Source organism: Enterococcus aquimarinus (assembly GCF_001885765.1).
Classification (GTDB): domain Bacteria; phylum Bacillota; class Bacilli; order Lactobacillales; family Enterococcaceae; genus Enterococcus_I; species Enterococcus_I aquimarinus.
Map to the genome: position 1 here is coordinate 100,990 of NZ_JXKD01000005.1, position 25,134 is coordinate 126,123.

The 25,134-nt window shown below is 40.8% G+C and carries 19 protein-coding genes; 10 read left to right on the top strand and 9 right to left on the bottom strand.

Annotation, left to right across the window (positions count from 1 at the left end; all coding sequences use genetic code 11):
* Positions 1 to 100: 100 nt before the first annotated feature.
* Both RU93_RS05355 and gor read left to right on the top strand, forming a co-directional pair.
* Positions 101 to 565: a GNAT family N-acetyltransferase gene (locus RU93_RS05355; RefSeq protein WP_071874586.1), complete on the top strand. Its 465-nt coding sequence runs from the start codon at positions 101 to 103 to the stop codon at positions 563 to 565.
* Between the two features lie 68 nt (positions 566 to 633).
* Positions 634 to 1,980 carry a glutathione-disulfide reductase gene (gene gor, locus RU93_RS05360; protein WP_071874587.1) on the top strand — a complete coding sequence of 449 codons (1,347 nt, stop codon included), beginning with the start codon at positions 634 to 636 and terminating at the stop codon, positions 1,978 to 1,980.
* A 155-nt stretch (positions 1,981 to 2,135) separates the two neighbouring features.
* Here gor and RU93_RS05365 read toward each other — a convergent pair whose 3' ends face one another.
* The 4 genes from RU93_RS05365 to RU93_RS05380 form a co-directional block, all read right to left on the bottom strand.
* A complete protein-coding gene (locus tag RU93_RS05365) occupies positions 2,136 to 3,122 on the bottom strand; it encodes a polyprenyl synthetase family protein (protein ID WP_071874588.1) in 987 nt (328 codons plus the stop codon).
* A 21-nt stretch (positions 3,123 to 3,143) separates the two neighbouring features.
* Complete coding sequence (locus RU93_RS05370; protein ID WP_071874589.1) at positions 3,144 to 3,701, bottom strand: Gx transporter family protein; 558 nt, start codon at positions 3,699 to 3,701, stop codon at positions 3,144 to 3,146.
* An 11-nt stretch (positions 3,702 to 3,712) separates the two neighbouring features.
* A complete protein-coding gene (locus RU93_RS05375; RefSeq protein WP_071874590.1) occupies positions 3,713 to 4,129 on the bottom strand; it encodes a NusG domain II-containing protein in 417 nt (138 codons plus the stop codon).
* 135 nt (positions 4,130 to 4,264) lie between these two features.
* Positions 4,265 to 6,175, bottom strand: a complete 1,911-nt coding sequence (locus tag RU93_RS05380) for an NAD(P)/FAD-dependent oxidoreductase (RefSeq protein WP_071874591.1) — start codon at positions 6,173 to 6,175, stop codon at positions 4,265 to 4,267.
* Positions 6,176 to 6,433: 258 nt separating this feature from the next.
* Between RU93_RS05380 and pplA the strand changes: the two genes are divergently transcribed.
* From pplA to menA, 3 genes are all read left to right on the top strand, one after another.
* Positions 6,434 to 7,369 carry an extracellular electron transfer flavoprotein PplA gene (gene pplA / locus RU93_RS05385; RefSeq protein WP_071874592.1) on the top strand — a complete coding sequence of 312 codons (936 nt, stop codon included), beginning with the start codon at positions 6,434 to 6,436 and terminating at the stop codon, positions 7,367 to 7,369.
* A gap of 141 nt (positions 7,370 to 7,510) precedes the next feature.
* Positions 7,511 to 8,599: an FAD:protein FMN transferase gene (locus RU93_RS05390; protein ID WP_071874593.1), complete on the top strand. Its 1,089-nt coding sequence runs from the start codon at positions 7,511 to 7,513 to the stop codon at positions 8,597 to 8,599.
* A gap of 20 nt (positions 8,600 to 8,619) precedes the next feature.
* Positions 8,620 to 9,570: a 1,4-dihydroxy-2-naphthoate polyprenyltransferase gene (gene menA / locus RU93_RS05395; RefSeq protein WP_071874594.1), complete on the top strand. Its 951-nt coding sequence runs from the start codon at positions 8,620 to 8,622 to the stop codon at positions 9,568 to 9,570.
* An 83-nt stretch (positions 9,571 to 9,653) separates the two neighbouring features.
* On the opposite strand, the gene RU93_RS05400 is transcribed toward menA, so the two are convergent.
* Entirely contained in the window at positions 9,654 to 10,628 is a 975-nt protein-coding gene (locus RU93_RS05400) for a biotin--[acetyl-CoA-carboxylase] ligase (protein ID WP_071874595.1), read from the bottom strand.
* A gap of 351 nt (positions 10,629 to 10,979) precedes the next feature.
* On the opposite strand from RU93_RS05400, the gene rpoB reads away from it, so the two are divergent.
* From rpoB to RU93_RS05415, 3 genes are all read left to right on the top strand, one after another.
* Positions 10,980 to 14,564: a DNA-directed RNA polymerase subunit beta gene (gene rpoB, locus RU93_RS05405; protein ID WP_071874596.1), complete on the top strand. Its 3,585-nt coding sequence runs from the start codon at positions 10,980 to 10,982 to the stop codon at positions 14,562 to 14,564.
* A gap of 110 nt (positions 14,565 to 14,674) precedes the next feature.
* On the top strand, positions 14,675 to 18,331 hold the full coding sequence (gene rpoC, locus RU93_RS05410; RefSeq protein ID WP_071874597.1) for a DNA-directed RNA polymerase subunit beta': 3,657 nt from the start codon (positions 14,675 to 14,677) through the stop codon (positions 18,329 to 18,331).
* 119 nt (positions 18,332 to 18,450) lie between these two features.
* A complete protein-coding gene (locus RU93_RS05415; RefSeq protein WP_071874598.1) occupies positions 18,451 to 19,293 on the top strand; it encodes an MBL fold metallo-hydrolase in 843 nt (280 codons plus the stop codon).
* Between the two features lie 46 nt (positions 19,294 to 19,339).
* Here RU93_RS05415 and RU93_RS05420 read toward each other — a convergent pair whose 3' ends face one another.
* Positions 19,340 to 20,203 (bottom strand): ROK family protein, encoded by an 864-nt coding sequence (locus tag RU93_RS05420; RefSeq protein WP_071874599.1) that lies wholly within the window; start codon positions 20,201 to 20,203, stop codon positions 19,340 to 19,342.
* Between the two features lie 332 nt (positions 20,204 to 20,535).
* On the opposite strand from RU93_RS05420, the gene RU93_RS05425 reads away from it, so the two are divergent.
* Positions 20,536 to 22,059, top strand: coding sequence for an ABC-F family ATP-binding cassette domain-containing protein (locus RU93_RS05425; protein WP_071874600.1), 1,524 nt, complete (start codon positions 20,536 to 20,538; stop codon positions 22,057 to 22,059).
* 7 nt (positions 22,060 to 22,066) lie between these two features.
* A complete protein-coding gene (locus RU93_RS05430) occupies positions 22,067 to 22,363 on the top strand; it encodes a hypothetical protein (protein WP_071874601.1) in 297 nt (98 codons plus the stop codon).
* A 52-nt stretch (positions 22,364 to 22,415) separates the two neighbouring features.
* Here the strand turns inward: RU93_RS05430 and RU93_RS05435 are convergent, their stop codons facing one another.
* From RU93_RS05435 to pcp, 3 genes are all read right to left on the bottom strand, one after another.
* Positions 22,416 to 23,930 (bottom strand): D-alanyl-D-alanine carboxypeptidase family protein, encoded by a 1,515-nt coding sequence (locus RU93_RS05435; protein WP_071874602.1) that lies wholly within the window; start codon positions 23,928 to 23,930, stop codon positions 22,416 to 22,418.
* A 75-nt stretch (positions 23,931 to 24,005) separates the two neighbouring features.
* Positions 24,006 to 24,485 (bottom strand): gamma-glutamylcyclotransferase family protein, encoded by a 480-nt coding sequence (locus tag RU93_RS05440; RefSeq protein WP_071874603.1) that lies wholly within the window; start codon positions 24,483 to 24,485, stop codon positions 24,006 to 24,008.
* Between the two features lies 1 nt (position 24,486).
* Positions 24,487 to 25,134, bottom strand: coding sequence for a pyroglutamyl-peptidase I (gene pcp / locus RU93_RS05445; RefSeq protein WP_071874604.1), 648 nt, complete (start codon positions 25,132 to 25,134; stop codon positions 24,487 to 24,489).

Consider the following 25,134-nt stretch of genomic DNA (forward strand, 5'->3'; position numbering starts at 1 on the left):
TGACTACTAGGTGAATGGTTTAGAAGGATGGTATTTAGTCACGATAGCGGCAACCGTCACGTCTGATAGATTAGAATAATGATTTGATAAGGAGTTTAAGATGAAAAATCTGATATTTAACTGGCGACCAGAAGGATTACCAGAAGATTGGGAGTTGCTCTTAGCAGCCGATCCTTCTCAGCGAATCATTGCAACCTATTTAGAAAAAAGCGCCTTTCTAGAAGCGCGCCGAGAGGGAGAATTGGTCGGGTTACTTCTTTTGGCGACAACCTCCTCTGCTGAACGCGGAGAGATTGTGAATCTATCGGTTCGTCCATCGGAACAAAATCAAGGAATTGGGAGTCAACTGATTCAACAGGCGTTGGCCTATGGGAAAAGACTAGGTTATCGAAGGATGGAAGTTGCCACTGCGACAACAAGCTTTGGTCCATTATATCTCTATCAAAAAAACGGTTTTCGCGTAACATCGGTTGAGCAAGATTACTATTTAAAGTGTTATGACGAAGTATTAATGGAGAATGGTCTTCTTGTAAAAGATCGTTTGATTTTAACGCAAAGTTTGTAACGTTTGACAGAGAAATAGTGGCGTGTTAGCGTTAAGAAATAAAATATGAAGATTAGGAGACGACACTTTTGAAAAAATACGATTATATTGTAATTGGTGGCGGTAGCGGAGGTATTGGCTCTGCTAATCGGGCAGCAATGCATGGTGCAAAAGTTTTATTAATTGAAGGCAATGAATTTGGAGGAACATGTGTGAATGTGGGCTGTGTGCCCAAAAAAGTCATGTGGCAAGCAAGTGATTTACTCGAAAGTATGAAAAGAGACGCGAATGGCTATGGTATTTCTCCACAGGGGATAACTGTCGATTTTAAAAAGCTTGTGGATAACCGAGAAGAATATATTCGAGTATTGCATGGTGCGTATAGTCGAGGCCTAGCTGGTAATGGGGTTGAGACGATAAAAGGTTATGCACAGTTTGTGGATAACCAAACGGTGACCGTGAACGGCGAACAATTCCAGGGAACGCATATCTTGATTGCTACGGGTGGACGGCCGTGTCGTTTGGAAGTTCCTGGTGGAGAATATGCGCAAAATTCCGATCAATTTTTTGAATTAACGACACTACCCAAAAATCCAATTGTGATTGGTGGCGGCTATATCGCAGCCGAAATTGCGGGAGTCATGCATGGCTTAGGAAGTGATGTTTCGTGGGCTTATCGTCATGATCGTCCACTACGTAACTTTGATGAAATGCTTTCGAATCATCTGGTTGAGTTGTATCAACAAGACGGCATTCAAACGTATGCGCAATATGTACCAGCGTCAATTGAAAAAGCTGACGAAACGTATACGGTTCATTTTGAAAATGGCGAAAGTTTAACGGGCGATTACGTGTTCTTTGCTGGTGGGCGTACGCCAAATGTGGATAACATTGGGTTAGAAAAAACAGATGTCGACTTATCCCCAGAAGGCGTCGTCGTTGTGGATAAATTTCAAAATACCACGGCACCGGGCATTTATGCGGTGGGTGATGTGATTGGAAAAATTGATTTAACACCTGTGGCGATTGCTGCCGGTCGTCGGTTAGCTGAACGACTCTTTAATGGCCAAAGTGAGTTATTTTTAGACTACGATTTGGTGCCAACTGTTGTTTTCACGCATCCACCAATTGCGACCATTGGCTTAAGTGAACAAGAAGCGATTGAGAAATACGGCAAAGAGCAAGTGAAAATTTACACGTCAGAATTTACGCCAATGTATTTTGCGCTGGATGACTATCGACAAAAATGTAAAATGAAACTCGTGTGTTTAGGAAAAGAAGAAAAAATTATTGGACTTCACGGTATTGGCCGTGGTGTCGATGAAATGTTACAAGGATTTGCGGTGGCAATCAAGATGGGCGCTACGAAAGCAGACTTTGATAATACGGTCGCGATTCATCCGACTGGTTCAGAAGAATTTGTGACAATGCGTTAAAAAAGAAAAAGAAGGGAGCTGTGACTTTTGTCACAGCTCCCTTCTTTTTTATAAACATTTGATTGATGGTCGGGCGACAAAAGAGCAAAATACCTTTTGTCGCACCTCTTTTTTAATCTATCATAAAATATAACCTAACGTGATGCTACGGCTCTTTAATTTTCGCGATGTAAAATCATCTTGGTAATCTCAAGTAAAGTCTCTTTGACGCCAGTAGGACGATTCGGTAATTTTGCAATCTCTTTGAGGGCCTTTTCGGTATACTCTTCAGCAAGTACTTGGGCGTTTTGTAGACCATTTGTTTCATGGACGAGGGTAAAAATGGTTTGAGCCTCTTCTTTGGTCATCGCAGCTTTTTTAGCTAAAATCGGTTTGATATCTTCGGGATTTTCTTTAAGTGCGTAAAGTAACGGCAAAGAGTAGATCCCCTGACGAACATCTTCTAAAACCGGTTTGCCAAGTTTTTGGCTCGCTTGAGAATAATCTAAAATATCATCTAACATTTGAAAAGCCATCCCAATATGATGCCCTATCTCAGCGGCTTTTTTAGCAAAGAGTTGGGAACTCCCACTCTCTAATGCGCCAATCGAACAACTGAGCGCGAAGAGTTCGGCTGTTTTACCCGAAATATTTTCTAAATACTCCTCGATTGAGACCTCTGTATAATAATGTTTATCCATTTGTCCTAATTCACCGGCCAAAATTTTTTCCATACTCCGTGAATTCATTTGTAAGCTTTTCATTGAAGTCGCATAATCCGCCATTAATTTAAAACACGAAACGAATAAATAATCGCCTGCATAAACGGCGGTACTGTTGCCAAATTGTGAACGAATCGTTGGGGTATTGCGACGTAAATCCGCTTGATCGACAATGTCATCGTGGATGAGTGTTGCCGTATGTAAAAGCTCAATGGCGGCGGCTAAGGCGATGATTTTTTCGGGTTCTTTTTCTGGACCGAATTGGGCGAAGAGAATCTGATACGCCGGACGTAGTAGTTTTCCACCAGAATGAATCATTTCTAAAATCGCCGCTTCGACCTGCTTGTTTTTAAGATGGAGAATCTCTTCCATCAGTTGGACCGTTTTTTGTAAGTCGTGTTGTAATTCGGGAAACTTTTCCCACATTGGATGAAGTGTCATGAAGTGCCTCCTGACTATTTGTTAATTGTGTTCAGACCATTTTACTTGCGTCTCTTCTTCGTACGCAAGTTGGAATTGTTTTAACGTACTAACGCGCTGCAACAAGTGATTGGCGGCGACTCCGATCGCAAGTCCCGATAAGATACCAAAGAAAGAGAGAACGGGTAAATATAAAAGAACTGTCCAAGACTGCGCAATCCACGAGGCAGTGACGAGTTGCCCAACATTGTGCATAAAGCCACCTGTGGCGCTAATTCCGATAATACTCACTCGTTTGGGTCCTAATTTTTTGACTACTAACATACTGGCATAACTGAGCATCGATCCTGAAAAGCTATATAGGAAGGTCGAAACGGTCCCGCCTAAAAGTGTGGTTAGGATTAACCGCAAACAAATTAAGAGAAAACTGTCTTTTTTAGGCATCGTAAAGAGCGCAATAATTGTAATCAAATTCGCTAATCCTAATTTTGCACCAGGGGCAAACGCGAAAGGATAGGGAATCATATTTTCAATTAGCCCGATGACGACTCCTTGTGCGACGAGTAGTGAAATAAAAATAATTTTACGTAAATGATTCATATGTTAGACGATTAATAAACTAAATCGTCCGTTTCACTCCCATCTACTGCGATAATTTCGATGACTAGTTTATGAGGCAAACAAACAATCGTTTCCCCGTTTTTACTCGCCCAGCCTCGACGCACACAGATTTGATCACCACAAGAGGCCTCTTTGATGCGAATGCGATCACCGTCAATTTCAATCAAATTCGTATCACCATCTGGATCTTCGTATAAGTAGGTTGTTCCCTTTTTTCCTTCTACGAGTTCAAACGTTTCAATTTCTTTCCCATCCACTCGTAATACCGCTTGTTTTACCGCATTTTCAGGTAATTGATTCCACCCAAAAATAATAAGGGGTAAGAAAGAAGATGCGATTAATAAAACAATGATGATGCCATCAAATGGTTTTAAACGGCTCGATTTCATAAATTCTTTTAAACGCAAAGACGTGGCCTCCTTTTCTATTTTTTTCTATTTTAACATATTCACCCGAGCAAATACTTTTTTTCAGAAATTTCATCAGAAAAGGAGACGCGACAGTTGTGGTTGTCACGTCTCCTAAAAGATCATTTCAAATATTTATTTTTGACCGTACATTGATTTAGGGGTACCATACCACCATTTACCAAGTGTTTTTTGTAACCAAGGGATTACCCAACGGTCTAAACCAACCGCACGACCAGAACCATTCATCAGTGCAAAGGCAACTGGAATGAACCAGATATTAACCCAGAAGAACATCCCTGATAAACAGAAGGTTACAACTAAAGCAATCGTTGTTGCACTCATTAACCAAGTAAATAATCCAGCCATTAATGCTAGAGCAATACCGATTTCCACGAATACCATCATTTTTTGGAAGAACATCGCAACTTCCATATTTGGCATCATAATTTTCATGATATTTGAGAACCACTCAGGGGCACTGTCTAAGACGGCCATTGGTGTTTCGCCATAAGCATAACTTAAGCCAAATTTCGCAGCGGCTTCAACCGTTTCACCTGCACCACTTGCAGCACTTGTCGCATCGCTCGCAGCACTTGCAGCATCCACATAGTCCCAAGTCCAAGGGAAAACACTGTTACCAGTAAACCAAGAACCTTCACCAAACCAAGTACCTGGTTTCAGCCATGAACCTTCGCCGACAATTTTTTTAGCGGCTTCAATAAACCAAACTAAACCATAGAAGACACGTAGTGGTACGCTCCAAAGAACATTTCCGTAACGAGAAGAATGTCCACGAGTCACATTACGATCATCTTTAATGTGGAAGAATTCATGCATCATGTATTGGAACATATAATAACCAGAACGAATATCAAAGAAGTATTTTAAGTTAACAATGTGCTTCATTACGATTGCTAAGAAGCCACTTAAGTGAATCTTGTTGAATAAGTTTGCTACGCCCCATTTAGCGCCGATAGAAACCATAAACCCTTGGTAATTTCCTTTGAATTTATGTTTTTCGCCACCTTTAATATCGGCGACGATATTGGCAGCTGCGGTGTGACCTGTTTGTTCAGCTGCTTGAACGATTTGAGGAGTTGGTGTATTCGGAAACTCTTCATAAAAGACTAAGTCACCGATGATGTAGATATTATTTTCCTCGTAACCTTTTGCTTCCATGTACTCATTGGCCACAAGACGATTGCCACGAGCTGCTTCTAGACCAAAATCAGCTGCATCGGTTGTTCCTTTAACGCCGGCTGTCCAAATTAAAGTGTGTGTTGGAACCATTGAACCATCTTTTAGTTTAATGTGGTCTGCTGCCACTTCAATAATTGGCGCATTTAACACGAGTTCCACGTTTTGTTCTTTCAAATAGCGTTCCGCTTTGGCAGCGTCATTACGACCTAACATGTTTAAGATGGTAGGCATTGCTTCCACTACTTTTAAGCTAAACTCGCTTGGATCTAATTTGTATTCTTTTGCAAGGCGTGCTTTCCAGTCAACGAGTTCACCGATCATTTCGATTCCAGTAAATCCAGAACCACAAACAACAAATGTGAGCATCGCACGACGGACAGCAGCATCTGGCTCAATGGCAGCTTTTGCAACGGTTGTTAAGATATGTTCGCGAATACGAACAGAATCTTCAAATGACCATAGGGTAAAGCCGTGTTCTTTAACGCCAGGTGTACCAAAGTCATTTGGTTCGCCACCCATTCCTAAAATCAGGTAGTCAAAGGCATAAGAACCGAGTTTCGTCGTAACGATTTTGTTTTCTTTATCAATCCCAGTTACAGTATCTGTGACTAATTGAACATTTTTTTGACGAGCAAACAAACGTTGTAAGTCGTATTGAATCGCTTCAGGTTCAACGCGTCCACCAGCGACTTCGTGAAGTTCGGTCATCATCGTGTGATAAGAGTGACGATCAATGAGTGTGATTTGAACATCGTTGTCTTTTTTTAATTTTTTTGCTAGGAATTTCGTAGCAGAAACACCAGAATACCCAGCACCGACAACGACAATATTTTTTGTAGCCATTGTAAATCTCTCCTTAATAGAAATAAAATAGTATATGAATGCACAATCTGTTTTATTATACATGGGAAACGTTGATTTGTCTAAGGAAAGTTTAACAATTTCACAAAAAACCTGGAATATTTATTTTTGTGAATGCTCCTTTATTTTAAATTTTCTTACTAGAAAGGATTGACATCTGTCAAAAATACGCTAAAATGTTAATTGAATCACAAACTTATTTGTGAAAGAAAACAAGTTGAAAAAAAGGTGGATACTGAAATGAAAGCAAAAAAATTATTAGTAGGATTCGCAGCATTAACTTTTACAACATTAGTATTGAGTGCTTGCTCACCAGATAGCAATACAGCAGAATCATCGTCAAGTGCAGCAGCATCATCTGAAGTAGTAGAATCATCAAGTACAGCAGCAGAAACAGAAGAAGAAGCGGCAGCACCTGCTGTGACATTACAAGACGGTACTTATACATTAGAAGAAACAAACTATAGCAATGATTACCGTGTCGTTTTCTCAATTGTCGTAAAAGATGGCAAAATTGTAGAATCAAAATATGACAATATCAATGAAGCGGGCGAATCAAAAGTTGAAAACGCAGAATACAATGCGATGATGTTAGAAAAAGCGGGTATTTCACCAGAAGAATTTATTCCAGCATTTAACGAAGCATTAGTAAAAGCACAATCAGCAACAGGTGTTGAAGTGGTTTCAGGTGCGACTCACTCATTCCATTCATTCCAAAACTACGCACAACAATTAATTCAAGCTGCACAAGCCGGCAACACAGAAGTCATTAAAGTAAATAACGGCAGCGAATTACAAGATGGTACGTATACATTAGAAGAAAAGAACTATAGCAATGGTTACCGTGTCGTCTTCTCAATCGTTGTGAAAGATGGCAAAGTAGCAGAATCTAACTATGATAACATCAACGAAGCAGGCGAATCAAAAGTTGACGACGCCGACTACAATGCAATGATGTTAGAAAAAGCAGGAATTGCACCGGAAACATTCATTCCAGAATTAAACAAACGTTTAGTTGAGAAAATGGCGACTGAAGAAGGCGTGCCATCAGACATCGATGTCGTAACAGGCGCAACTTCTAGCTTTAATACTTTCGTTATCTATGCAGAACAATTAATCAATGCTGCACAAAATGGCAACACTGAAACAATTACAGTTGACAACCCAACACAATAAGACGTTGATTACAAAGTAAAAAAGCAAGAGGAAGGCTAGATTTAGCCCTCTTGCTTTTTTTTGATGAAAGAACTGCTTTTCAATTGCGAAAAAAGAAGTTATGATAAACAAAATAGAATTAGAAAGCGAGAAGGTGTGTGTATGAACAAAAAAGTAGTCGGAATTCTTACCCTTCTTTTCATGATTCCCTTGATGGTTGCATGTGGGAGTCAACAGGAAAGTCAAACAAGTGAAACGTCCACGACCGCCCCAGGGTTGCGAAAAGAACCCTATGTCCAAGAACAATTTTTACTAGGAACCTATACTCGAATTCGGGTATACGACGAAGGCAAAGAAGCAGCGATGACGCCAGCTTTTGAACGAATGAAAGAGTTAGGTGATAAAATCACGATTAATGAACCGGATTCGGAGATTGATGAAATCAATGAAAATGCAGGCATTCAACCGGTGAAAGTGTCTCCTGAAATTTATCAACTGGTGAAACGAGCGAAGGAATACAGTGTGGAATCAGAAGGAGCCTTTAATCTAGTGATTGGTGGGATTACGCAACTCTGGCGCATTGGCTTTGACGATGCGAGAAAACCGAGTGATGAAGAGATTCAGCAAGCGCTGACGACATTAGACTATCAGAAAGTCCAACTGGATGATGAAAACGAGACCGTTTATCTTGAAGAAAAAGGGATGATTATCGATCTCGGAGCCATTGCGAAAGGATACATTGCAGATGAAGTCGCGACGATTTTACGTAATGAGGGGGTCACATCTGCGATTATTGATCTCGGAGGGAATATTTTAGTTCTAGGACACAGCAACCGTGGCGTGGATCAACCTTGGAAAATTGGGATACAAGATCCTAACGATGCGCGCGGCAGCATCATTGGAATGATTGAAGAAACGGATAAAACTGTGGTGACTTCAGGCGTATATGAACGTTATTTGGAACTTGATGGTGTTAAATATCATCATATTTTTGATACTCAAACGGGTTATCCGATTGAAAATGATGTTGCGAGTGTGTCGATTATCACCGATCATTCGATTGATGGCGATGCCTTAACAACGCTAGTGTTTGCCAAAGGAATTGAAGAAGGCTTAGCATTTGTTGAGGAAAACACTCCAGAAGGAACCGATGCGATCTTTATTAGTCGCGACGGAGAAGTCTATGTGACTTCCGGCATCAAAGATACGTTTGAGTTGAGCGCCGAATCGGATTATCGGATGGCAGAATAAAAACGAGTTGGAGCGGACACATGAATGTAAAAGTTTTTTTAGAATTAGTTGAAATCAAAACAAAAATTGCCAGTATCTTTCCATTTTTTATTGGCGTAGCCTTTTCGTTGACGTACTTTAAGGAATGGAACGTAGTCAATACACTCTTATTCTTTGCCGGTATGTTGATTTTTGATATGACGACGACGGCGATTAATAACTTGATGGATTACAAAAAAGCGAAATCAGAAACGTATAAACGTGAAAAAAATGTGATTGGTCGCGAAGGCTTATCCGAAAAAAAAGTCGGACAACTCATCTTAGGGATGCTCTTTTTAACGTTAGTGATTGGTCTGATCTTAAGCTATCAAACAGGTTGGTTACTTCTCATAATGGGTGGATTGGTTTGTTTCATTGGGATTTTTTATACCTTTGGCCCGATTCCCTTATCGCGGATGCCTTTAGGAGAGATTTTTAGTGGTATTACAATGGGTTTAGGTATTTTTGCGATTACGGTCTATATTAATACGCCATTACAAAGAGTCTTTTATTTAACAATCGATTTTCAAGCAGGTCTCTTTGCCTTAACAGGTAATTTGTGGGGAACGCTCGCGATGATTTTAGCGTCGTTACCCTTAGTCTTTACGATTGCAGATTTAATGCTCGCGAATAATTTAAGGGATTTAGAAGATGACATTAAAAATCATCGCTATACATTAGTTTATTATATTGGTCGTGAGTGGGGTATCGTGTTATTCCAAGCGTTAATGTACGCTTCTTACGCAGCTTTGTTACTCGGGTTACTACTAGGGGTTTTCCAGTGGCCGATTCTCTTTGTTTTTGCGACACTGCCTAAAATTTATCAAAATTTGAAAGAGCATCGCGCGAGTTTACCTCACCCGCGAAGTTTTGGTTATGGGATTAAAAATTTGATTTTGTTTAATAGTGCCTACTTAGCGAGTCTGCTATTAACGTTATTGATTGGGAAATAAACCACGCGAAAAAACGGTATTTTTTGTATCAAAAAGCGGTACTTCATTTTTTGGATGAAGTACCGCTTTTTCGTTATACTGGCTTACTGATGCGCTTCTATATGACTTAAACTAATTTCTCCCGAAGATAAAATCTTTTGTCCATGAGTGGTATCGACGATTAATTCGCCTTTGTCTGAGATACCGACTGCTCGACCAACGTATTCACGCCCTTGCTGGGTAAAGGTTACTTGGCGACCGAGAACGAAAGATTTTTGGCGGTAATAATCTAAATAAGAAGTGTCGGGTAATCCATCAATAAGCTCAAAAAAATGAGTCCAAATTTTACGAATGATTTCATTACGGGTTACTTTTGGCGCTTCATCCGAAAAGAGCGAGGTGGCTTTTGCTTGTAATTCATCCGGAAAATCAGCGGAAGGAATCGCATAGTTCAAACCGATTCCAATCGCGACATAAGAAATTTGTCCGGTTTCAAAGTCGCTCATAGCTTCAGATAAAATGCCACCGACTTTTTTCTCCCCTAGGAATAAATCGTTGACCCATTTAATGCTTGAATGTTTGCCCGTTAACTCATCAATCGCTGAAGCAACGGCAACTGCAGCTAATAACGTATATTGCGGTAATTCCTCAAATGTTTGATTGGGGCGCAATAGTAACGTCATATAAATTTGTCCTTTTGGCGCGAAGAAATCCCGACCGAATCGACCGCGTCCTTGGGTTTGGATTTCCGAAACAAATAATGCAGGGGTCGCAATCGGCGCAGGATTCATCGTCGCAAGTTTTGCAACATTCATCGTGGAATCGACGGAAGCATGAATATAAATATTTTCTTCTTTTAAATAGTGAAACGCGATTTCTTCTGGTTCTAAGACATTGGATGAAAGATAGCGGTACCCATTGGCTAAATGTTCAATTTGATACCCTAAGCGATCGAGCTCGCGAATGGCTTTCCAAATCGCTGTCCGCGAAACGCCTAATTCTTTCGCTAATGTTTCGCCAGATAAAATAGCGGTCGACTGTTTTAGTAAATGGAGTACTTTTTCTTTTGTATGTTTCAAAGAAATCGTCCTTTCTATATCGAGATCGGTAATCGTCACCTTCAGTATAGAAGATTTATCCAAGGGAAACAAGGAAAATAATACAAAAAAGAGTTGACGGTTGTATTTCTTTTGTGTATAATAAGGAGTTGCAAAAACTATCTAAAAAAACGAGCAGAAACGAAATATTGTCCGTTTCGGCAAGGAAATAAGGAACAAAAGTAGTCTCTTCAGCTGAAGGTTTGCTATTTTTGGTTTTTTTTTGCTTAAAAGCCGCTAAAAATGTTCGTTGTTACATTTATTTAATATATGTAACGAAAATGTAATAAATCGGATAGAAATTTTGAAAGATTTTTTAGAGGGGTGAAGAGCTTGGCTGGACACGTAGTAAAGTACGGAAAGCACCGCGAACGTAGAAGTTTCGCAAGAATCAGTGAAGTATTGGAATTACCAAACTTAATTGAGATTCAAACAGACTCTTATCAATGGTTTTTAGATGAAGGGTTAAGAGAAATGTTTGAAGACATTTTACCAATTGATGATTTTAATGGCAATTTATCGTTAGAATTTGTAGATTATGAGTTAAAGACACCCAAGTATACAGTAGAAGAAGCCCGTGCACATGATGCCAACTATTCCGCACCGTTACATGTTGTGTTACGTTTGATGAACCGTGAAACTGGCGAATTAAAATCCCAAGAAGTCTTCTTTGGTGATTTTCCATTAATGACGGAACAAGGAACATTCATTATTAACGGAGCAGAACGTGTTATTGTTTCTCAGTTAGTCCGTTCGCCTGGGGTTTATTTCCATGGGAAAACAGATAAAAATGGAAAAGAAGGCTTTGCTTCAACAGTGATTCCTAACCGTGGCGCATGGTTAGAAATGGAAGTTGACGCGAAAGATATTTCTTATGTTCGAATTGACCGTACACGTAAAATTCCATTGACTGTTCTAGTTCGTGCTTTAGGATTTGGCTCGGATGATGAGATTTTTGAAATCTTTGGTGACAGCGAATCATTACGTAATACAATCGAAAAAGATTTACATAAAAATGCCAGCGACTCACGGACTGAAGAAGGGCTAAAAGATGTTTATGAACGTCTTCGTCCTGGTGAGCCTAAAACAGCCGATAGTTCACGTAACTTATTAACGGCTCGTTTCTTTGATCCACGTCGTTATGATTTAGCGGCAGTTGGTCGTTACAAAGTCAATAAAAAATTAGATTTGAAAACACGTTTATTGAATTTAACATTAGCTGAAACATTAGTTGATCCTGAAACCGGCGAAATTTTAGCGGAAAAAGGAACGGTCTTGTCTCATCAAGTGATGGATACGTTGGCACCAGCCATTGATAATGGTCTTAACTCTGTGACGTATTATCCAAGTGAAGATGCCGTTGTAACCGATCCGATGACGGTTCAAGTGATTAAAGTCTTTTCACCAAGAGATCCTGAACGTGAAGTGACGGTAATTGGAAATGCTTATCCAACTGATGACGTTCGCACAGTTCGTCCAGCGGATATCATTGCATCAATGAGCTATTTCTTCAACTTAATGGAAGGAATCGGCAATGTTGATGATATCGACCATTTAGGAAACCGCCGAATTCGTTCAGTCGGTGAATTATTACAAAATCAATTCCGTATTGGTTTGTCGCGTATGGAACGTGTGGTTCGTGAAAGAATGTCTATTCAAGATACCGAAACGTTAACACCGCAACAATTAATTAATATTCGTCCCGTTGTGGCAAGTATTAAAGAATTCTTCGGTTCTTCTCAATTATCTCAGTTCATGGACCAAACAAACCCGTTAGGTGAGTTGACGCACAAACGTCGTCTATCTGCCTTAGGACCTGGTGGATTAACACGAGATCGTGCGGGATATGAAGTTCGAGACGTTCACTATTCCCACTATGGTCGGATGTGTCCAATCGAAACACCTGAGGGACCAAATATTGGATTAATCAATAGCTTGGCTTCTTATGCGAAAGTGAACCGTTACGGTTTTATTGAAACACCTTATCGTCGAGTTGATCGTGCGACTGGTCGCGTGACAACCACGATTGATTACTTAACAGCAGATACAGAGGATCATTATGTCGTTGCCCAAGCGAACAGCTTGTTAAACGAAGATGGAACCTTTGCTGAAGATGTTGTAATGGCTCGTTTAACGAGTGAAAACTTAGAAGTTTCGATTGATAAAGTCGATTACATGGACGTTTCTCCTAAGCAAGTAGTTGCGGTGGCGACGGCATGTATTCCGTTCTTAGAAAACGATGACTCCAACCGTGCCTTAATGGGTGCCAACATGCAACGTCAAGCAGTGCCATTAATCAATCCAAAAGCACCATGGATTGGAACAGGAATGGAATATAAATCTGCACATGACTCGGGAGCCGCGTTAATTTGTAAAGCGGATGGCATTGTGGAGTATGTCGATGCTGCCGAAATTCGCGTTCGTCGTGATAATGGAACATTAGATCATTACTCGATTACGAAATTCCGTCGTTCGAACTCTGGAACAAGTTATAACCAACGTCCATTAGTTTCGTTAGGAGAAGTTGTTGAAAAAGGCGATATCTTAGCTGACGGACCATCAATGGAAGCCGGTGAAATGGCATTAGGCCAAAACACGCTTGTGGCATTCATGACATGGGAAGGATACAACTACGAAGATGCGATTATTATGAGTCGTCGTCTCGTAAAAGATGATGTTTATACTTCCGTTCATATTGAAGAATATGAATCAGAAGCACGTGATACGAAATTAGGCCCAGAAGAAATTACAAGAGAGATTCCAAACGTCGGAGAAGACGCATTGAAAAATCTTGATGAAATGGGTATTATCCGAATTGGTGCAGAAGTTAAAGATGGCGATTTATTAGTAGGGAAAGTTACACCTAAAGGGGTAACAGAATTATCTGCTGAGGAACGTTTATTACATGCTATTTTTGGTGAAAAAGCCCGTGAAGTTCGTGATACTTCTCTTCGTGTTCCACATGGCGGCGGCGGTATTGTTCATGACGTGAAAATCTTTACGCGTGAAGCCGGCGATGAATTAAAACCAGGCGTTAATATGCTCGTTCGCGTTTATATCGTTCAAAAACGTAAAATCAAAGAAGGAGACAAGATGGCGGGACGTCACGGAAATAAAGGGGTTGTTTCTCGCATTATGCCAGAAGAAGACATGCCTTATTTACCAGACGGCACTCCTGTTGATATCATGTTAAACCCATTAGGGGTACCTTCTCGGATGAACATCGGACAAGTATTAGAATTACACCTTGGAATGGCAGCACGTTCATTAGGCATTCACATTGCAACGCCTGTTTTTGATGGGGCAACGGATGAAGATGTTTGGGCAACGGTTCGTGAAGCAGGACTTGCGAGCGATGCGAAAACAGTGCTTTATGATGGACGCACAGGCGAACCATTTGATGGTCGCATTTCGGTCGGCGTGATGTACATGATTAAATTAGCCCACATGGTTGACGATAAATTACATGCTCGTTCGATTGGACCATACTCACTTGTAACGCAACAACCACTTGGAGGAAAAGCGCAATTTGGTGGACAACGTTTTGGTGAGATGGAAGTTTGGGCACTTGAAGCTTACGGTGCAGCTTATACGTTACAAGAAATCTTAACGTACAAATCAGATGATGTAGTCGGTCGTGTGAAAACATATGAAGCGATTGTCAAAGGCGAACCAATTCCAAAACCAGGTGTTCCAGAATCATTCCGCGTATTGGTGAAAGAATTACAATCACTCGGCTTAGACATGCGTGTCTTAGATATCGATAATCAAGAGATTGAACTTCGTGACATGGATGATGAAGATGATGATTTAATCACAGTTGATGCTTTGACGAAATTTGCAGAACAGCAAAAACAAGTTCGTGAAGCACAAGAAAAAGCACAAAAAGAAGCAGCAGAGCAAAAAGAAACTGAGTAATGGCAAGATGAATCCAGAGTAAAAGAGTGACAGGTGTTGCTCTTTTTCCTGGATGAATGCTTGATTTGCTTAGAGGTAATAGCCATGAAATGAAATGGAGGGAAACCCTTTTGATCGATGTAAATAGATTCGAAAGCATGCAAATAGGTTTGGCTTCTCCCGAAAAAATCAGAAGCTGGTCTTACGGGGAAGTAAAGAAACCAGAGACGATTAACTATCGTACGTTAAAACCTGAACGAGAAGGGTTATTTGATGAGCGTATTTTCGGACCAAGCAAAGATTGGGAATGTGCTTGTGGAAAATACAAACGTATCCGCTATAAAGGAATTGTTTGTGACCGTTGTGGCGTGGAAGTCACACGTTCAAAAGTTCGTCGTGAACGAATGGGTCATATCGAATTAGCCGCACCAGTTTCTCATATTTGGTACTTTAAAGGGATTCCGTCACGGATGGGTCTTGTATTAGATATGAGTCCTCGTGCACTAGAAGAAATTATCTACTTTGCTTCTTATGTAGTAATTGAACCTGGAAATACAAGCTTGGAGAAAAAACAATTATTAACCGAGCGTGAATATCGCGAAAAACGTGAGCAATACGGTCAAGAATTCAGCGCTGCAATGGGTGCCGAAGCCGTTAAACAATTGCTTGATAGCATTGACTTAGAAAAAGAAGTCGTTGTTTTAAAAGAAGAATTAAAAACTGCTTCAGGACAAAAACGGACACGTGCGATTCGTCGTCTAGACATTATGGAAGCATTCCGTGCGTCAGGCAATCAACCAAGTTGGATGGTAATGGATGTTATTCCCGTTATCCCGCCTGATTTACGTCCGATGGTTCAATTAGAAGGGGGTCGTTTTGCGGCTTCTGACTTAAATGATTTATACCGTCGTGTGATTAACCGTAATAACCGTCTGAAACGTTTACTTGATTTAAACGCACCAAATATTATCGTGCAAAACGAAAAACGGATGTTACAAGAAGCGGTTGACGCCTTAATTGATAACGGTCGTCGTGGCCGTCCTGTAACAGGTCCAGGAAATCGTCCACTAAAATCTCTTTCTCACATGTTGAAAGGGAAACAAGGTCGTTTCCGTCAAAACTTACTTGGAAAACGGGTCGATTATTCTGGCCGTTCCGTAATCGTTGTTGGACCATTCTTAAAAATGTATCAATGTGGATTACCAAAAGAGATGGCGTTAGAACTCTTTAAACCATTTGTGATGCATCAATTAGTGAAACGTGAAATTGCATCAAATATCAAAAACGCGAAACGTAAAATTGAGCGTCAAGAAGATGAAGTATGGGATGTTTTAGAAGATGTGATTCGTGAGCATCCAGTTTTACTAAACCGGGCACCTACGTTACACAGACTGGGAATCCAAGCTTTTGAACCGGTTTTAGTTGAAGGACGCGCGATTCGTTTGCACCCATTAGTGTGTGAAGCGTATAATGCCGACTTTGATGGAGACCAAATGGCGGTTCACGTACCATTGAATGAAGAAGCCCAAGCAGAAGCAAGAATGTTAATGCTTGCCGCACAAAACATTTTAAATCCCAAAGATGGTAAACCAGTTGTAACACCATCTCAAGATATGGTTCTTGGAAACTACTACTTAACCATGGAAGAAGATGGCCGTGAAGGTGAAGGAATGATCTTCCGTAACATGGATGAAGCCGTAACTGCATGGCAAAATGGCTATGTTCATTTACATTCACGTGTAGCGGTTGATCCAAACCAATTAGGTGAAAAACCATTTACGCCGGAGCAAAAAGAAAAATTAATGGTGACAACAGTTGGGAAGATTATTTTCAACTCCATTATGCCATCTGAGTTCCCTTATTTAAATGAACCAACGGACTTTAACTTAACCGTTCAAACGCCGGATAAATATTTTGTACCAGCAGGAACAGATATTCCAGCGTTCATTCAAGAACAACCACTTGTTGGACCGTTCAAAAAGAAAAACTTAGGAAACGTGATTGCGGAAGTCTTTAAACGTTATAAAGTAACGGAAACGTCTCGCATGCTTGACCGAATGAAAGATTTAGGTTACAAACATTCAACAAGTGCGGGTATTACCGTAGGGATTGCCGATATCATGGTTCTTGAAGAGAAACATCACTTGATTGATGTCGCTCATAAACAAGTTGACAATATTACAAAACAATTCCGTCGTGGTTTAATTACCGATGATGAGCGTTATGAACGAGTAATTGCCATCTGGAATAGCACGAAAGACGAAATCCAGTTACGATTAATGGAAACATTAGATATGAAAAATCCAATCTTTATGATGTCAGACTCTGGTGCCCGTGGTAATATTTCCAACTTTACCCAACTTGCGGGGATGCGTGGTTTGATGGCCGCTCCGAGTGGTAAAATCATGGAATTACCGATTGTTTCGAACTTCCGTGAAGGGTTAACCGTCTTAGAAATGTTTATTTCAACCCATGGTGCTCGTAAAGGAATGACCGATACAGCCTTGAAAACAGCCGATTCTGGTTACTTAACTCGTCGTTTAGTTGACGTGGCACAAGATGTCATCATTCGTGAAGACGATTGTGGTACCGATGCTGGTTTAGAAGTTTATGCAATCCGTGAAGGCAACGAAATTATTGAAGCCTTAGAAGAACGTTTAATCGGTCGTTATGCCCGTAAATCTGTGATTCATCCAGAAACAGGTGCAGTGATGGTTGCAAGCAACCAACTAATTACCGAAGATCTTGCGCGTCAAATCGTGGATGCAGGGATTGAACGAGTTACTATTCGCTCTGTCTTTACATGTAATACAAAACATGGTGTATGTAAACACTGTTATGGTCGTAACTTAGCAACTGGTAATGAAGTGGAAGTAGGAGAAGCAGTTGGAACAATTGCCGCTCAATCCATCGGTGAACCAGGTACTCAGTTAACGATGCGTACCTTCCATACAGGTGGGGTTGCCGGGGATGATATTACCCAAGGTTTACCTCGTATTCAAGAAATCTTTGAAGCCCGTAATCCAAAAGGACAAGCAGTGGTTTCTGAAGTTACCGGAGAAATTATTGATATTTCTGAAGATGCGGCAACACGTGTCAAAGAAGTAACGATTAAAGGTGAAACAGATACACGGACATACCAAGTACCATTTACCGCTCGCATGAAAGTCGCAGAAGGTGACTTAATCGATCGTGGTGCACCACTTACAGAAGGTTCAATTGAGCCAAAACACTTACTCCAAGTATGTGACGTGTTGACCGTTGAAAATTACTTGTTACGTGAAGTTCAACGCGTTTACCGGATGCAAGGGGTAGAAATTGGCGATAAACATATCGAAGTAATGGTTCGTCAAATGTTACGTAAAGTTCGCGTAATGGATCCAGGTGATACAGATATCTTACCAGGAACGTTAATGGACATTGCAGACTTTAAAGATCGTAACTACGAAGCGATCATTTCAGGTCGTACACCAGCGACTTCTCGTCCGGTGTTACTCGGAATTACGAAAGCTTCCCTCGAAACCAATAGTTTCTTATCAGCTGCTTCCTTCCAAGAAACAACACGTGTCTTAACAGATGCTGCGATTCGTGGTAAGAAAGATCACTTATTAGGACTGAAAGAAAACGTCATTATTGGTAAGATTATTCCAGCAGGTACGGGTATGCCTCGTTACCGTAATATGGAACCAAAAGAAGTGACCGTTGCAAGCAAAAATGTCTATAGCATTTCAGACATTGAAGCACAAATGGCAGCAGAAGATGCTGCAGAAGCACTAAAAAACGATTAATCAATAGAATCTTTCGTTGAGAGAAAGTCTGACAGGAAGCGATTTTTGTCAGACTTTTTTTTGAGGATTTAACATTGATGAAGGCACAAAGGGACATCTTAAAATAAGGAGAATTGATTTTGAAAATACAGTATTTAGGAACCGGTGCAGCAGAACGGGTCCCAGCTATCTTTTGTCAATGCGAGCTTTGTCAGTATGCACGCATTCAAGGTGGGAAAGAAATTCGGACACAGATGCAAACGGTCATTGATGACGGGAAGCTACTCATTGATTTTCCAGGAGATAGTTACTTACATCAACTGCAACATCACATCGATTTTAATGAGTTAGAATATTTATTGCTGACGCATTGGCATAGTGATCATTTTTACGCAGAAGACTTAGCGCTCAGAATGACGGGCTATGGCCAGCAGTTGGATAAGGTGCTGCATGTTTATGGGAGTGCTTATGTCAAACAGTTTTACGATCGCGCCTTTAAGCTGGAGGGACGCTTTGATGAAAGTCGTCTCGTGTACCATACGCTGCGTGCGTATCAAGAAGTCGAAATCGGCCACTATCGCATTTATCCCATTCCCGCCCAACATGGGAATTTTGAAGAAGATTGTTTGATCTTTGCAATTCAACACCAAGAAGAAAATAAAGCACTCTTTTATGTTCATGATTCAGGGATACCGAACACCCGTGATTTGTTATTTTTATCCAATAAGGGACTGATATTTGATCTTGTTTCCTTAGATTGTACCGGACAAGGGCAAGAAAATAGTGGTGCTGCGCATATGTCGTTGCAACAAAATCTGATTCTCATTGAGAAAATGAAAACTTTCAATTTAGTGCATGACGAAACGCGTTATGTCGCGAGTCATTTTTCACATAATGGCGGATTGACGTATGAAGCAATGAAGGCCATGAGTGAAGTTCATGGTATTGTCACGAGTTATGATGGCATGGTTATCGAATATTAAGAAAATGAGCCTCTCTTTGACAAAACGTCGAAGAGGGGCTCTATTTTTAGGCTTGCGTCACGATTTCATAGTTGACGGCCGCGCCGATTAAATTCGCATTGTTTTGGAAGGTACATGCTTTGACAAGTGGCATTGCCCCAGGTACTAAGTTCGCTTCTAGTAATGTTGCTAGGCGCATGCGAATCGCTTCTGTTACGTCAGGTCGGGCAGAAATTCCCCCACCAATAATAATCATTTCGGGATCAATCGAAACTTGAAGGTTATAGAGGGCTTCTGCTAAATGATCATACATCCCATTTAACGACTCCATCGCTGCAACATCGCCGGCATCCGCTAAGTCAAAAAGTTCTTTCCCGGAAATAGTGGTGCCTTTTTCTTTCGAAAAGCGAGCTGCTGTATTGACAGCTGTTCCGTTCGTACTTAAAGACTGTCCATTGGCATTCATCACTAATCCAAATTCGCCACCGAAGAGATGTGCCCCTTTGTAAAGTTGGCCATTAATGAAAATCGCGCCACCGACCCCAGTACCAATGACGACAAAAATCGCATGTTGGACCCCTTGACCAGCGCCTAGTTTCATTTCACAAATTCCCGCACAATTGGCATCATTTTCAATTGTAATCGGATAACCTAACGCGGCTTCAAGTTCATCGAAAATCGGTCGTTGATGTAAATACTCGACGGCACTGATTCCGTCGATTCGTCGGTCTTTTACGTTTACCGCGCCTGGTGAACTGATAGCCACGCCTTCAATTTCGTCACCAAAATGAGCGATTACCGCTTTCATTTCGTCTTGCATCGCGGTCAGTGTTTCGGGTGTTTTAAATTGACCGGTTTCACTTAACGTTTGATTTTCCCATTTTCCATATTTTACTGCTGACCCACCAATATCAAAAACTGCTAATGTCATTGTTTATCCCTCGTTTGTTTTATTATTAAAAGACTCACTTCATCGTTTATCATAGCAAGAAACGCCCGAGAATGAAATTGTTTTCTTAAGCATTTGTCCAAAAAATAGAAAGGGGATACACACTCTTCATCCATGAGACGAAAAAGAATGAGAAATCGTTCGAAAATCCTAGAATTTAAGACAATTGTAGTGTTTTCATCGCCTTTTCTGAAAATATATGCTAAACTACAACAGTTGAAATGAATTGAGCGATAGACCAACTGTCTATCGCTTTTTACATCGTTGATGGAGAGACTCTCTCCAACGTGTTGTGTAAATAGAAAGGAATAACTATGTTAAATTTAATTAATATTACCCACCAATTTGCGGATAAATTGTTGTATGAAGAACTGAATTTGCAAATTAATAAAGGCGAACACGTCGGCCTGATTGGACAAAATGGTACAGGAAAATCGACCTTAATCAAAATTATTACCGGCGAACTCTTACCTGATGACGGGCGCGTCGAATTTCCTAAAAGTAGTCACTTGGGCTATTTAGATCAATATGTGCGGGTTGATGAGCAATTGTCGATTTACGATTTTTTAAAAACAGCTTTTCAAAAAGACTTAGACGTCGAGGAACAAATTACGGCGTATTATACGGCCTATGCGACAGAGATGGATGAGCGCCTATTAGAAAAAGCGGGACGCCTTCAAACCCAGTTAGATCAAGGTGATTTTTATCAAATGGATACGTTAATTCAAGAAATGGCGACGGGTCTCGGATTACAAGTTTTGGGACTGGATACGTTACTGAAAGAATTAAGTGGGGGGCAGCGGTCCAAAGTCATTTTAGCGAAATTACTTTTAGAAAAACCGGACGTCTTAGTCCTCGATGAACCGACGAATCATCTTGATGATACCCATGTTGCTTGGTTAACCAATTTCTTGCAGGGGTTTAATGGAACGTATTTAGTCGTATCACATGACCGTGATTTTTTAAATCAAATTACCACTCATATAGCGGATATTGAATTTGGAAAATTAACCAAATATACAGGCAATCTTGAGAAGGCCTTGAAACAAAAAGAAGCCAATCGGGAAGCCTATATGAAGCAGTATGAAAATCAGAAAAAACACATTGAAAAAACCGAAGCGTATATTCGAAAATACAAAGCCGGATCACGCTCGACGATGGCGAAAAGTCGCGAGAAACAACTCGATAAAATCGATCGATTAACGCCGCCAAGTGGTGCCGCAAGACCTTCCTATCAGTTCCCGTATCAAGGCATTATTTCGACATTGGCACTGACGACCGATCATTTAGTGATTGGCTACGATCGTCCCTTGCTAAAACCGATTCAATTAACGATTCGCTATGGTGAAAAAATTGCGTTCCGCGGGTTTAACGGTATTGGGAAATCGACCTTACTTAAAACCTTGATTGGTGAAATTCCGGCGATTGATGGTGAGTTTCATCTCCCAGCAAATACGAAAATCAATTATTTCTCACAAGAACTCGTGTGGCAATATCCTTTGGAAACACCGCTACAATATTTAGGGAATCTCTTTCCAAAAGCCACGAATAAAGAATTACGACGTCATCTTTCACTCGCTGGCTTAGTCAATCAGCTCGCACAAGAGCCAATCAAAGATTTGAGTGGTGGGGAGCAAACGAAAGTCAAACTCGCGCAAATGACCATGACACCTGGGAATTTTTTGATTTTGGATGAACCAACGAACCACATTGATCAAGAAGCCAAAGAAAGTTTACGAGAGAGCCTCGCAAACTATGAAGGCACTGTTATTGTCGTTTCTCACGAACAAGACTTCTATGAGGACTTTGTGGATCGGATCATTGAAATGGAAGGATAAGCGGACGATGAACGAACAATTTGAGGCATTACATTTACGAGTGGTCGAGTTACCGATTGAGTTCACGCAATCAGGTCCTCTTTATGGCGCGTACCTACGAGAGCTCCCTTTTATTACGGCCCAAGCTAATACGAAGCAACAAGTATACCGTCAACTGTTAGAGCAATATCAAGCCTACGCACAAACGCAACAGACAAAAGAAGAGGAAGAGGTAGAAATGACTTCTTCTTTACTGAATTACGAAGATCTGTTGAAGTATTATGATGGTGAGACATTTGATGGATTTGAATGGCATGAAAAATAAAAAATAAAGAGACTCCAATGAACATTTTCATTAGAGTCTCTTTATTTTTGAATCACAATAGATATTGAACAATCAGTAGGACAATTCCCAGGAGCGTGAAACTTAAGCCGCCATAAAAAGTGATTTGACGATACGGTAAAGTATGCCATATTGAAGGCTTGTCTTGTTGCAATCGCGTAGTACGAGACGGAATCACTTCTTCATTGGTTTCAAAATCAAAGAAATGCTCTTCTTGAGGAAAAGCTTCTGTTTCTTTTTTGGGGATAAAGAAACTCATGATGAAAATAAGAATACCGATTAAAATGACACCGATAGCTAAAATAGTAAGTTGGGTTATTTCAACCGCATTCATTAATAATTTGACGAAAGGATTATCCTCAATTTCTTCTTCAAATTCAGACAGAGCTGACGTATAGGCGATGCTGACAGGTATAAGGGTTTCTGAAATAGATGCTAAGGGGGATGCTAAAACAATTTGGTCTTCTTTTAATTCAAAAGTAACCGTGCTGTCTTTTCGGACAACGCCTTTGAGTACGTCGGTTGTCACAACAAGTTCTTCTTGAATCTCGTGTGTACCCGCTGGAAGTAATTGGCGGTATTCATATTGTGCAAAGGCATTTTCAATGAGTGTTTGCCCGATGAGAGGAAGCGGACTGCTTCCTTGTTCGGTGACAGATTCTTGATTGACGCCAATGATGACGGTAATCAGTGACAGGCCATTTTGTTTGGTTGTAAGGATAGCCGAGGTTTCAGTGAGTAGTGCGTCGTCTACAATCAATCCGTTGGTCCCTTTGATGGCGTGTTCTTGACCGACAATAAATGGATTATTTGTCTCAAAAGTTTCTTCCAGATAAGTGTCAGCTTGCAGGGTCAAACTGGCTAATTGGCTAATTTCAAAGATGCTTGGATATTTTTGCGCTAAGTGATACGTTAGTAAAGCAAAGTCTTTTGGTGTGGATTGACTATTCTCGTTAATTGTCATAGGAATCCACGCTTCGTAACCTTGGATATCCTCTACAGAAAGACCACTAGGACTCGTGAAGCTCGTGTTTGAAAGGCCTAAGGTTTCTGCTGTTTGATTCATCTTTAAAACGAAAGCATCTGGCGTTTGGCTGATGAACTCCGCTAGTAAAAAACTAGCGCCGACAGAATTCGTCAGCTGAACGAGTTCAACGAGTTCGCGCACAGAATAAGTAGTACCACTGACTAAATTATTTCCAGGGAGTCCGGGGATTTGGGCTAGCATCTGCATGGAATCACTAACGGTTATCGTATCCTCCCAAGTGAGGACGCCTTGTTCAATGGCTTCGTACGTGAGGTATAGCGTCATCACGTGGGATAAAAACCTTGGATTAATCGCTTCGTCGCTATTTTCGTCCCAAAGGATTTGCCCATTTGTCGCCTCGATGATGACGCTGGCGCTCGGTAATCCTTCCTGGGCGAGAGTTTGTTGTTGCTTTGAAAGCAATAGACGTAAGTCATCGTTCGCATCAACGACTGGAATAAACGTGAAATAACTAAAAAGGAGCAAAACACTAGTGCATAACCATTTATGTAATCGATTCAATCCTTCATTCCTCCTATTCGTAACACATGGATAGTTCTATTTTACCACCCACAAAAAGAAACAGGAACCGCTTTTTTACGATTCCTGTTTTTCGCTTGTTTTTGTGGTGTTTTTTTCCATGTAATGACGCCAATCTCCTGTGGCAAGCAAGATGCGATGTTGCTCAAAAGTGGGATCGTGCTCGACAGCGTAACGATAAACATACGCTGTCAATGGACGATCATAAGACTGGGTCGTCTCGTTCCATCCATAAACGGTTGTTTTTTCGCGGTGATATTCGTTTGGGACGCCTTGGTTAAAGCCTTCTAGTTGATCTAACACTTGGATATCTTGTTCAAAATCAAGGAGTTCAAGGACTTCACCGTAAACCCACTGGGAGCCAGGCAGGAGAGCGGGATAGCCTTTTGTATCGAGATGATACAATTCGCCTTTCATCCTGGCTTTTTGTGGTTTTTCTTTGATGCGATCTTTTAAGTACAACTCGTAGTTAAAAAAGTTTTCCATTAAACTTCCGTAAGTGAATAGCGGAAGTGTCTTGCTGAGTTCATGATTCATCTTAGTGTGTCGTTCCTTCAATCGTTTTTAAGTCTTCTTTATCTTGGAATAAGACAATCGCTTCAATCGCTTTTTCCAAGCTCTTCGTAATATCCACTAAACTCATAAACGGTTGATTGGGTTTATCAACGACTTGTTCAGCAATGAAAGGAACATGGATAAAGCCGCCTTTTACGCCGGGAAAAGACTTGTCAATTAGATAGAGCACTTGGTACATAATGTGGTTGCAGACGAAAACGCCGGCACTGTTCGATAAACTCGCAGGTAGCCCCGCATCTTTAATGTGTTTCACCATCGCTTTGATGGGTAATTGGCTAAAGTAAGCCGGTGCACCGTCAGCTTGGATCGTGACATCGATTGGTTGATTGCCTTCGTTATCAGGGATACGGGCGTCATCGATATTGATCGCTACTCGTTCAGGTGTGACACTAAAACGTCCGCCCGCTTGACCAATACTTAAGACTACGTCAGGTTGCATGTCTTCCATGGCAGCTTTTACGACATCCGCTGCTTTTCCAAAGACTGTTGGAATTTCTAACTTAATAATTTGAGCGCCGGCAATGGTATCTGGTAAAGCTTTAACCGCTTCTAAAGCGGGGTTAATTGGCTCGCCTCCAAAGGGATCGAAACCTGTAACTAAAATTTTCAT